Source organism: Duganella sp. Root198D2, from assembly GCF_001428585.1.
Classification (GTDB): domain Bacteria; phylum Pseudomonadota; class Gammaproteobacteria; order Burkholderiales; family Burkholderiaceae_D; genus Rugamonas.
Window position 1 is genome coordinate 1 of sequence record NZ_LMIC01000033.1, and the last position, 11,241, is coordinate 11,241.

An 11,241-nucleotide genomic window follows, 5' to 3' on the forward strand; every position below is an offset into this window, starting at 1 on the left:
CCGCCGTATGCACCCTGCGTTTTTTGCCTTCACTCATTTGCTATCATCCTTTCGCGGACGACAGCTTAAACCACCGTCTCAATTTCGGGGGCCACTATATTTGTCCGTTCCACGAGGACAGCGAGCCGTCGCTGGTCGTGACGCCGGCCAAGAATTTGTGGCACTGCTTCGGCTGCCAGATCGGCGGCGGCCCCATCGACTGGGTGATGAAGTGGAAGGGTGTGTCGTTCCGGCACGCGGTCGAGTTGCTGAAGGCCGATCCGCAGTTGGCATCGAACCGCTTAGCTGCGGGTGTGCAGGATGCTCCCATCAAGCGCGCCACCGTGCGCAGCCTGCCGGCGCCAGTCGCGTTCGACGCCGACGACCAGACCTTGCTGAACCAGGCGGTCGGCTACTACCACGAGACATTGATGCAATCGCCCGAGGCGCTGGCCTATCTGCGCGCGCGTGGGCTGGACCATCCCGAACTGATAGCGCGCTTCAAGCTGGGCTACGCCAATCGCACCCTGGGCCTGCGCCTGCCGGAGAAAGACCGCGTGGCCGGCGCCGGCATCCGCACCCGCCTGCAGAAGGTCGGCATCTACCGCGAGTCCGGCCACGAGCATTTCAACGGCAGCATCGTCGTGCCGATCATGGACGAGGCCGGCAACGTCACCGAAATATACGGCCGCAAGATTCGCGACGACTTGAGGAAAGGAACGCCGGCCCACCTGTACCTGCCGGGCGCGCACCGGGGCGTGTGGAATGCGCAAGCGCTGGCCGAGCCGAAGGAAATCATCCTGTGCGAGGCGCTGATCGATGCGATGACGTTCTGGTGCGCTGGATACACAAACGTCACCGCCGCTTACGGCGTCGAGGGATTTACGGACGATCACCTGGCCGCGTTACTGCGTAACGGGACCGAGCGCGTGCTGATCGCTTACGACCGGGACGATGCGGGCGAGCGGGCCGCGGCCAAGCTGGCGGCGCAGTTGATGGAGCGTGGCATCGAGTGCTACCGCATCGTCTTTGCGCGCGACATGGATGCGAATGCGACGGCGCTGCATGGCCCGCAGCCGGCGGCCGTGACGCTGGGCGCGGCGATCCGCAAGGCGCAGTGGCTCGGCAAGGGCGAGGCGCCGCATGGTCCGCTTCTTACCTTAGCCGCTCGGGTGCCGGACGCCACGCCGCTTGCGCCATCCACGCCAGCCGTGCGGCCCGACGCTGCTGCTGCCGTTGCCGAAGCGTCGGCCTCGCCATTGCCACCATTGCTTCCATTGCCGCCATCGCCATCACTGCCGCCGTTGCCGGCCTCGCCCATGCCGCCAGCGCCCGCCGTAGAAGCGCCGCCCGAGGAGGTCGACAACGCGCTGCGCATGGTGTTCGGCGAGCGCCACTACCGCGTGCGGGGTCTGGAAAAGAACACCAGTTCGGAGCTGTTGAAGGTCAACCTGCTGGCCGCTTGCGGCGAGCACTTCCACGTCGACACGTTCGACCTGTATGCGGCGCGTGCGCGCGCCAGTTTCGCCGCGCAGGCGGCCAGTGAATTGCGGATCGGCGAGGACGTGATCCGGGCCGACCTGGGCCGCGTGATGCTGAAATTGGAAGCCCTGCAGGACGAACGCCTGCGCAAGGCGCTGGCCCCGGCAGCCGTGGAGGCGGTGCAGATCGGCGAGGAGGATAAGCGCGCGGCTTTGGCACTGCTGGCCGACCCGGACCTAATGGGCCGCATCGTGGCCGACATGGACGCGGCCGGCATCACGGGCGAGGTGACGAACAAGCTGGTGGGCTACTTGGCGGCGACCTCGCGCAAGCTGGCCAACCCGCTGGCCATTGTGATCCGGTCCTCGTCGGCGGCCGGCAAGACCTCCCTGATGGATGCGGTGCTGGCGATGATGCCGGCCGAGGAAAAGATCAAGTACAGCGCCATGACGGGACAAAGCCTGTTCTACATGGGGCAGGCCAATCTGAAGCACAAGATACTGGCGCTGGCCGAGGAGGAGGGCGCCTCGCGCGCTTCCTACGCCTTGAAGCTGCTGCAGTCCGAGGGCGAGCTGACCATCGCCAGCACCGGCAAGGACGCCGCGACGGGTAACCTGATCACGCAGGAATACCGGGTCGAGGGGCCGGTGATGCTGTTTACCACGACGACGGCGCTCGACATCGATCCCGAGCTGCTCAACCGCTGCCTGGTCTTGAGCGTGGACGAGGGGAGGCAGCAGACGCAGGCGATCCACCGGCTGCAGCGCCAGCGCCGCACCTTGCAAGGGCTGCTCGCCAGGCAGGAGAAGGAATACATCGTCGCACTGCACCAGAATGCGCAGCGCCTGCTACGGCCGCTGGCGGTGATGAACCCGTATGCCGAGCGCCTGACCTTCCCGGACAACGCCACGCGCACGCGGCGCGACCATGAAAAGTACCTGACCCTGATCGACACCATCGCCTTGCTGCACCAGTACCAGCGGCCGGTGAAGAGCACGCAGCACCGCGAGCGCAGCATCGACTACATCGAGGTGACGCAGGCGGACATCGAATGCGCCAACGCGCTGGCGCACGAGGTACTGGGGCGCAGCCTGGACGAACTGCCGCCGCAAACGCGCTCGCTGCTGCGCGCCCTGTGCCAGATGGTCGACGCTCTCGCCGGCGAACAGGCCGTCGCGCGCAGCGACGTGCGTTTTACACGCAGGCAGGCGCGCGAGGCGCTGGAGATTGGCGACACGCAGCTGCGCCTGCACCTGGAACGACTGGTCGAATTCGAATACGTGATCGGGCGCCGCAACGGGCCGGGCGGCAAGCTCGTTTATGAGCTGGCGTATGACGCGGGCGGCGAGGGTGGCCGGCCGCATCTGCCGGGCCTGATCGATGTCGGACAACTTGCCGGAAAGAGTGTCGCGGATGGGGCTACGACCGACAACTCGCGGGGGCAAATAGACGAAGTTGCGGGGCACTTGCGGGCCGATAGCGGGCCGGTTTCGGGGGGCTCGCGGGGTGCCGAATCGCCAGTCGTGCCGGGCGTAGCGGGTCACACGCGGCGCGCAGCGACCAAAACGCACGTCCCTGCCGAAAACGGCGCGGTCCTGTCGTACCCGCATCCGCCACTGACCGCCCTGGTGTGACGCCATGCAAAAGGGCCAGCGCATCAAGACCCGCCGCCCGGCCGCCGTCAAGCCGGGCGGGCCGAACAAGCAGCGCGACCGCACGCTGGACGCGCACCCGCTGACGCGCTACATGGAGCTGCACTTCGAATGGATGCTGGTGACGGGCTACGCCGAGGACACGGTGCGGGCGCGGCGTAGCGCCTTGAAGCGCTTCATCGGTTGGTGCGCCGAGCGCAGCATCGTCGACCCGCGCACCATTACGCGACCAATCATCGAGCGCTACCAGCGCCACTTGTTCTACTACCGCAAGGAAGACGGCAACCCGCTCACGTTGGGCACCCAGCACGGCTTCCTGGCGCCCCTGAAAACCTTCTTCAAGTGGCTCACGCGCGAGAATCACATCGCCTTCAACCCGGCGTCCGAACTGGAGTTGCCCAGGAAGGGCCGGCAACTGCCGCGTACCATCCTCTCCGTGGCGGAAGTCGAGGCGATCATCAACGAGGCCAACCCCGCCAACGCACAGGGACTGCGCGATCGGGCCATGCTGGAAACCCTGTACAGCACGGGGTTGCGGCGCATGGAGCTGCCGAATCTGATGCTGTACGACGTCGACCTGGCACGGCGGGTGGTGTTCGTGCGCGAGGGGAAGGGGCGGCGCGATCGCGTCATTCCGATTGGCGCGCGGGCGGCGGCCTGGGTCGAGAAATACCTGATGGAAGGGCGCCCGCAGTTGCTCACCGTCGAGCACGACGCCCTGTTCGTGAGCGACTACGGCGAGGCGGTGTCGGGCGAGTTCGTTGCTGCCAAGGTCAGGCGCTACATGGCCTTCGCCGGCATCGACAAGCCGGGCGCGGTGCACCTGCTGCGCCACGCCTGCGCCACCCACATGCTCGAAGGCGGCGCCGATACGCGCTTCATCCAGGCGATGCTGGGGCATGCCAACCTGGCCACGACGCAGATCTACACCCACGTTTCCATCGACAAGCTCAAGGAAATCCACGCGGCCACCCATCCGGCGCGCCTGGAGCGGCGCCAGGGCGGCGAACGGGGTGACGGCGACCTGATTGATCGGCCCGCATCGAGCGCGGCTTCCAGTGCCCTCCTGGCAGCTCTGGAAGCTGACGAGTCCGACGACGAGGACGCGCCGTAGCACAAGGGCATTCCGCCTGCCGCGCACGGCGCCAGTTTGCCGGCGACGAGGCCGAGGAGGAGCGCATCCTGGCCGGCATCAGGCATGACGCTACGAAAGCGGACGCCTACCTCGACTTCGAATAGGCACCGTTACGCAGTAACGAACCCGAGCGGCATGCCGCTGCTGCTTTGCAGCCCAAGCTATCCATCTCCTGCTGCACGCGTCCATAAAACGGGCGTGCAGCGCCATGTTTGGCCATCAAGCCGGCGCCGTTACGCAGTAACAATCACGACACACCGCAGTGCCCACCTCCGATACTCTCCGCTATGTGGTCGCAATTTGCGACCACATAGCGGCCGGCCGGCATCAAGGCCGCCTGGCCGCCGAGAAAATCGTCTCTTGCGCGCGCCCGGGCAATCGGCCAAACTCGCGTCTGGAAAATTTCCTCGCTCTTTAAACAATTCATTAGCAGCGCCCGCCCGTAAGTCATTGATGCGTCTAGCAAAAATGGCTTGCGTTACGACCGCTCGCGTCAGCGCATAACGTTTACCTGTATGCATACGCCAATCCAACGGTATATGTGGATTTGAACGGTTACGAGAGCGTCTTCAAAGATGCCTCGGAGCAGCTGGGGAACTTCTCACAATACTTAAACGGCCAGGTTGCCAATTATGGCAACGGTACGGCACTCGGCCATGCCGGCGCTGTGGCAACCGGAACGACCAAGGTCGTTGCCGGCCTGGGCCACGGCATCCTGATCCCGCTCGATTACATCGCGAACGGTTACCAGGTAGCAGTAGGCCAGGTTAACGGCATGGATACTTCTGCTGCGCGAAACGACATCGACGCGACAAACACGGCCGTGGTTAATGGCATAAAGGGGACAGCTAATTTCATCTTTAATGGCGGCTGGAGGAAGACGCTCAACAAAGTAAAAGCAGATGCCGCGGCTGCCGCTGACGGCGATGTCACCGCCACCAGTAGGCTGACGGAGGACGCCATCAATGGCGTAATGATGGCGCAAAATGCGGCAGCGACCGTGAAGAATGCTGCTTCCATGGCTGGCAAGATCAAAGCAAAACTCAGCAAGCCGGAAATGAAGGCTCCTGCTGAAGCAGCGCCAGCGGCTCCTGCGAAGGCCGGCGCGAACGCGGAAGGCCAGACGACTGCCGAGCGCGGCAGTGGCCCTGGGGTAAAAGACGCTGCACCGAACGAGCAAGCCTCTACGGGGCAGAAGACGGCAAAACCTGAGGCGAATCCAAAGCGAAAGCGATGCTCGTCTTGCTTCGTTGCGGGGACGCTGGTCGCTGTAAAGGAAGGGTTCAAAGCCATTGAGGACGTTCGCGTCGGCGATTTCGTTCTGTCGAAGAGCCAAGTTACTGGCGAGGTTGCATACAAACCGGTGACCGACCTGATCCTGACCAGGAATAAGGGAGTGTTCGAACTGACGTTGCGCGCAGCTACCGGCGCGATCCAGAAGTTCGAGGTCACGGACAACCATCCATTCTGGGTTATCGATCGATCATTCTTGGAAATTGGCGAGGCTGGAGCCGGTTGGGTTAATAGTGGCGATTTAAAGCGTGGAATGCGTGTTTTGACCAGTGCAGGCGAAACGCTCGTCGTCGAATCTCTGGTCGCCACGCTGGCTTCCCCGGATACTTACAATTTAACAGTCGCAGAATTCCATACCTATTTTGTCGGTGCCCAAATGGTGTGGGTCCATAATATCGACTGTATTGACACATGGGAAAACGAAGGTGGTAGGCATCCAGATGTCGAGACACCACAGGCTAAGAATGATCCAAGATACAACCGCGTGAAGCCGCGAAAGAAAACACTTCAAGCGGTAGATGAGGCACAACCGAAAAATGAGCGCGGCGCGATGTTAGATCCATATAGCCGCGAACCATTGAAGATCGGCCGAACGGATTTGGGACATACACCGGAACACACTTGGGAAAAGCGGCGGCAGATGCATATTGAAAATAAAGCCACGAGAAAACAGGTAATTGAGGCGGAAAACAATCCTGATCTATATCATTGGGAAGATAGTTCGATGAATAGGGGACGTACACGTGACCAAAAGTAAACCAGTTGAACAATACCTCGAGCATATAGAAGCCATTGCTGGAGATAATGGGGAATATTTCCAGATATCGGACTCGTCGGAATCCCTTTTGGCAGTGGTTTCATACGCTAATGTACCTGAACAAGGGTGTCTAACTGCCTTTAGCTTCGGCCTGTCTAGTGCGTCCGTAGTTGGTTGGACGTCAATACGGCCAGAATTGGTGATTTCGGTTGATTCGGAAGATGTGGCTTGGGCCATCGCTATGGGTGAACTCATTAGGAATGCCAAGGGTAGAGAGCACGTTTTTTCATGGGGTGAAATACTGGATTTCCGCACAGCCATTTCGGAAGAATCAGAGATGAGCGCATTCCTTTGCTTCGAATGTACGGTTCTTGCCAAAGAAGACCTGACTGTTAAATTGGCAGATCGTACGATATTTTTATCACAAATATACCCAATTTACGAAGAGGAAATTGACTTCATCCAATCTATAGGCGTCGAGAGATTCTTTTACGATCTAAATATTGATTTTTTTGACGTGAAGCGAGATCGCGTAATTAGTGCGGCCTGAATAAATCGACAGTCAGCAATGACCGTGCTGGAGCCGGCGCCAAGTCCATTCCACCGGAAACGGCGCCATTGCCCCGGCAGTGATCAAGACCAAAAGAAGCCGCTGCTTCGGCAAGATCATGCGCAGGTTGTGTCCGCAGCCGTACAGCAGGGCATGGAACGCATCGCCGTCTGTGCCTTTCAGCCAGTTCCGTCGCAAGCGGCCGTCATTTTTCATGTGCCCGATTGCTGGCTCGATGGGGCTTCGGCCGCGGATGTCCGGTAAGCGTGCAGTCGTTCCACCTGTGAAAGCGTGATTTGCAAAGCCATACTCTGATTTTTACTTTGGAGATGGGGATGTCAAACACTGAACGGGAATTGCTGTGGCGGGAGCGAGTAGCGCGCTGGCGCAAGAGCGGACTGAACCGCCGTATCGCCAGCTACGATTCGGTCGGCAAGTTCGGCGCGTGGGACTACGATGGCGACGGCAACGTGCTGTCCGAAACCGACGCCAACGGCAACTCCACCACGCACGACTACAATGAGCTGGGCCAGCGCACGACGACGCGCCAGCCGGAAGGCCGCACGCTCACGTTCGATGCCGACCTGATGGGCAACCGCACCGGCCTGACTGACGGCCGCGGCAACAAGACCAGCTATGAGTACGACAGGCTGAACGTAAGCGTGCAGCCGTTCCACCTGTGAAAGCGTGATTTGCAAAGCCATACTCYGATTTTTACTTTGGAGATGGGGATGTCAAACACTGAACGGGARTTGCTGTGGCGGGAGCGAGTAGCGCGCTGGCGCAAGAGCGGTATGTCGCAGCGAGCATTCGCGCTGGCGGAAGGTTACCCGGTGCGCCAAGTGGGGTATTGGGTTCGCCGTATAAGCAGTGAGGCGCCGCAAGTGCCCCGTTCAGTGTTCAGTTGAAATTGGGGTAGGGGGCTGCGGCACGCTTTTTTCAAACCAAAAGCGGGCCGTCGGACACAACTCGTTGACCGTCGAGCCGCTTCAATCAGCAAACTGTCTGCCCGCCCAACTCAATGTGCCTGCAATTTCAGCAATTCCAGGCCAGCAGGCGAGCACGAGCCTGAACACCTGTCGTTCRCCATGTTCAATAGRCCGCCACTTGGTTGCTGGCTAATGCAGCGGCACGAATCCTTTCAGAAGCCCGTTCCAGCCCTGGTATGGAACGAACGCTTTCGGMGGGTTCAGATAAGGAYTGATGCCGCGCCAGGCCTCCATCGGTGTCCAGCCAAACAGATGCTGATGCGGCCGAATCTCGTTGTACCACTTCCTGAACGTGGCAAGCAGCGAGTCCTTGATGCCGCGCCAGGCCTCCATCGGTGTCCAGCCAAACAGATGCTGATGCGGCCGAATCTCGTTGTACCACTTCCTGAACGTGGCAAGCAGCGAGTCCAGGTCCTGCGGGCGGTCAGGCACCAGCAAATTCAGCTTCTGCTTCAAGGTCAGGAACAAGCGCTCAATGCGCCCGTTTTGCCAGGGCTTGCCACGCTCGATAAAGCGATGCTTGATGCCGAGCGCACGTAGTCCTTGCGCGAATTCCTTGCTGTGGAAGACTGGAGCGTTGTCGGTGCAAATCCGCTTGGGTTTACCGTAAATGACAACGGCTGCGCGCAGCTYGTTCAGCAGCACCTTTGATGTCTGGCCCTCTGTGCGGGAAAGATGAATGCAAAGGCGTGTGCCGCAGTCGATGATGCCAAAGATGAAGTGCGCTCCCTRCCGCGTCATGCTTTCCAGTGGCATCCACGCCCCATTCTTTGTTGGCTGGAATATGCTTCGGCAGCCGATGCTTGGTGCGCTGCTGGACAGCGCGCATGTCCGAGGCGTAGCGCCGCAGCCAGTCGCAAATGGTGCCCAAGCTGATCGACTGGCCAAGGGCTGCGCCTTGTCGATCAAACTGGGCCTTGATCTGACGGATGCTCAGGCCGTGCCGATGCAACGCCAGCACCAGTTCGACCGCCTAGTCAGGCTTGCGGTTGCGCCGCGTTGGGCGTGGTGGTGCCGGGCGAACTCGCAAGTTTGGTGGCTGCGCTGCTCTTCGGCCGAAGTCGGCTAGCAAAGCATGCTTGCGCAGTACTTGCCGCAGATGCTTGCGCCACCAGTCCATGAAGTAGATGTAGTACTGAAGCAGAAAATTCATTCGCTGTAGTTGTTTGTACCGATATTTGCCGTGCGATCCGGCATTCAAAAGCAGGCATCATGAATGCAGCTTTTCACCTTTAACTGCGGGCGCCTTCTTCACGCGGCAGCATCAATCGATTAGAATTCTGGCAGCCTGTCCGTGCAAATGTTTTGCCGACGCAAAACGGCAATCGATCTTTAAAAATCCGTTCCATTTGCAGCCTGTGAAATGATGAATTCGCAGGCTGCCGGAGTTCGCAGGCTGCCGGAGGCCATGGGCCTCTATTGAATACAACTACGACAAGAACGGCAACCGCGTCAGCGCAACCAACGCACGCGGCCATATTTCCAGGTTCGTCTACGATGCGGCGAACCGCCTGCTCACCAGCGTTGACGAACTGGACCAGGTCACCGCCAATGAGTACAACGAGGTGGGAAACCTGGTCAAGACGGCCGATCCTAACCTGAACGTTACGAAGTTCGAGTACGACGCGGCCGATCGCAAGATCAACTCCATTGATGGCGAAGGCAAACAAACCGACTACCGTTACGACGGCGTGGGSAACCTGGTTGGCCAGACCGATCCGAATGGCAACGAGATCAGCCACACCTATGACAARCTGAACCGCCGTATCGCCAGCTACGATTCGGTCGGCAAGTTCGCCGCGTGGGATTACGATGGCGACGGCAACCTGCTGTCCGAAACCGACGCCAACGGCAACTCCACCACGCACGACTACAACGAGCTTGGCCAGCGCACGACAACGCGCCAGCCGGAAGGCCGCACGCTCACGTTCGAAGCCGACCTGATGGGCAACCGCACCGGCYTGACCGACGGCCGCGGCAACAARACCAGCTACGAGTACGACAGGCTGAACCGCGTRACCCTGAGCAAGGATGCCAAWGGCGGCACCCATATCTTCGAGTACGACAAGGTCGGCAACAAGACCAAGGAAACCGATCCGCTCGGCCACAGCACGACTACCCAGTACGATGCGCTGAACCGTCCGGTGCTGGTGACCGATGCCTTGGGCCAGACGGTGAAGTTCGAGTACGACGCGAACGGCAACAAGGTCAAGGAAACCGACAAGCGCGGCATCGTCACCACCCATRTCTACGACAAGGTGGACCGCCTGACCAGCAGCACCCGCGAYGGGCAGGTGCTGTTGAAGCAGGAATACGACCGCAACGGCAACGTGCTGGTSGCAACCGACGCCAATAACAAYGCGACGTCCTACAGCTACGACCGCCGCAACCTGCGCACGTCCGAGAACCGCCTGCTGGCKGCGATCACCAGGTTYGAACTGGACAGCGTGGGCGACGTGGCGAAAGTCAYCGACCCCGAAGGCCGCCAGACCGTCAACACGCATGACTCCCGCCGCCGCCTGACTTCGGTCACCAACGCCCTGGGCCAGACCACGGCGTATGAATACGACGGCGTGGGCAACCGCACGCGCGTYGTGCACCCGCTGGGCAATGCCGCGACGTCGACGTACGACGCCGCCAACCGCCTGAAAACGGTCAGCGACGCCGCCGGCACGCACACCTACGGCTACGACAAGGCAAGGAAAAGGGTAGCCGCTACGACAAGGCCGACAACCACGTCTCGTACCTCGACGCGCTGAACAACGAAACGCGCTACGACTACGACGTGCTGAACCGCCGCACCGGCGTGCGCTACCCGGATGGCGCCAGCGAGAGCTTCGTCTACGACGCCGCCGGCAATATGGGCAGCCACACCGACGGCAACGGTACGGTCATTACGCGCACCTTCGACGCCATCAATCGCGAAACGACCAAGCACTACTCGGCCAGCGAAGACGGCTTTACCGACATCGCCACCGGCTACGACGCCAATAACAACGTGGTGTCGGTGGAGCAGAAGGGCGGCAGCACGCGCACTTCGAGCTACACCTTCGACCGYTTCGACCGCCAGATCACGCACACCGACGCCTTCGGCGCCAAGRTATCGAGCACCTACGACGCCAACGGCAACAAGCTGTCCACCCTGACCCAGGATGGACAGGTAACCCGTTACGGCTACGATGTGCTGAATCGCCTGACCTCGGTGGTSGGCAAGTCGGGCGTGACCAGCTACAGCTACGACCGCTCCAGCCTGGAAACGCGCATCGACTACAACAAYGGCGTGGCCAGCGTMTTCAACTACGACAAGGCCGGCCGCGTCAGCAGCGTGCTGCACCAGAAAGGCGGCAGCAACCTGTCGCGYACYGATTACGAGTACGACAGCAACGGCAACCGCAAGAAGGAGA

The 11,241-nt window shown here is 60.8% G+C and carries 8 protein-coding genes and 1 pseudogene; 7 read left to right on the top strand and 2 right to left on the bottom strand.

Annotation, left to right across the window (positions count from 1 at the left end; translation table 11 throughout):
• Nucleotides 1-23: 23 nt before the first annotated feature.
• The 4 genes from ASE26_RS20005 (at nucleotide 24) to ASE26_RS30140 (ending at nucleotide 6,848) form a co-directional block, all read left to right on the top strand.
• Nucleotides 24-3,095 (top strand): toprim domain-containing protein, encoded by a 3,072-nt coding sequence (locus tag ASE26_RS20005; RefSeq protein WP_255357013.1) that lies wholly within the window; start codon nucleotides 24-26, stop codon nucleotides 3,093-3,095.
• A 4-nt stretch (nucleotides 3,096-3,099) separates the two neighbouring features.
• The gene (xerC, locus tag ASE26_RS20010) at nucleotides 3,100-4,227 is read left to right on the top strand and encodes a site-specific tyrosine recombinase XerC (protein WP_055932165.1); all 1,128 of its coding nucleotides are present in this window, start codon (nucleotides 3,100-3,102) and stop codon (nucleotides 4,225-4,227) included.
• A gap of 568 nt (nucleotides 4,228-4,795) precedes the next feature.
• Nucleotides 4,796-6,298: a polymorphic toxin-type HINT domain-containing protein gene (locus tag ASE26_RS20015; RefSeq protein WP_057246820.1), complete on the top strand. Its 1,503-nt coding sequence runs from the start codon at nucleotides 4,796-4,798 to the stop codon at nucleotides 6,296-6,298.
• Nucleotides 6,285-6,848, top strand: coding sequence for a suppressor of fused domain protein (locus ASE26_RS30140; RefSeq protein WP_162246565.1), 564 nt, complete (start codon nucleotides 6,285-6,287; stop codon nucleotides 6,846-6,848). Before ASE26_RS20015 ends, ASE26_RS30140 begins: the two co-directional genes overlap by 14 nt.
• 12 nt (nucleotides 6,849-6,860) lie before the next feature.
• On the opposite strand, the pseudogene ASE26_RS20025 reads toward ASE26_RS30140, so the two are convergent.
• Nucleotides 6,861-7,103 (bottom strand): annotated as a pseudogene (locus tag ASE26_RS20025) (hypothetical protein); the annotation flags it as partial.
• An 80-nt stretch (nucleotides 7,104-7,183) separates the two neighbouring features.
• Here ASE26_RS20025 and ASE26_RS20030 point away from each other — a divergent pair.
• Nucleotides 7,184-7,531, top strand: coding sequence for an RHS repeat domain-containing protein (locus tag ASE26_RS20030; protein WP_057246821.1), 348 nt, complete (start codon nucleotides 7,184-7,186; stop codon nucleotides 7,529-7,531).
• A gap of 435 nt (nucleotides 7,532-7,966) precedes the next feature.
• On the opposite strand, the gene ASE26_RS20035 is transcribed toward ASE26_RS20030, so the two are convergent.
• The gene (locus ASE26_RS20035) at nucleotides 7,967-8,593 is read right to left on the bottom strand and encodes an integrase core domain-containing protein (protein ID WP_082591424.1); all 627 of its coding nucleotides are present in this window, start codon (nucleotides 8,591-8,593) and stop codon (nucleotides 7,967-7,969) included.
• A gap of 662 nt (nucleotides 8,594-9,255) precedes the next feature.
• Between ASE26_RS20035 and ASE26_RS20045 the strand changes: the two genes are divergently transcribed.
• Nucleotides 9,256-10,596 (top strand): RHS repeat domain-containing protein, encoded by a 1,341-nt coding sequence (locus ASE26_RS20045; RefSeq protein WP_255357557.1) that lies wholly within the window; start codon nucleotides 9,256-9,258, stop codon nucleotides 10,594-10,596.
• A 26-nt stretch (nucleotides 10,597-10,622) separates the two neighbouring features.
• Nucleotides 10,623-11,241 (top strand): RHS repeat protein (locus tag ASE26_RS20050; RefSeq protein ID WP_162259188.1); only part of this gene is annotated, 619 nt, incomplete at its 3' end.

Excerpts from the sequence above, each read along its gene's own strand:
- xerC (WP_055932165.1), top strand. The coding sequence starts at position 3,100 with ATGCAAAAGGGCCAGCGCATCAAGACCCGCCGCCCGGCCGCCGTCAAG.
- ASE26_RS20030 (WP_057246821.1), top strand. The coding sequence starts at position 7,184 with ATGTCAAACACTGAACGGGAATTGCTGTGGCGGGAGCGAGTAGCGCGC.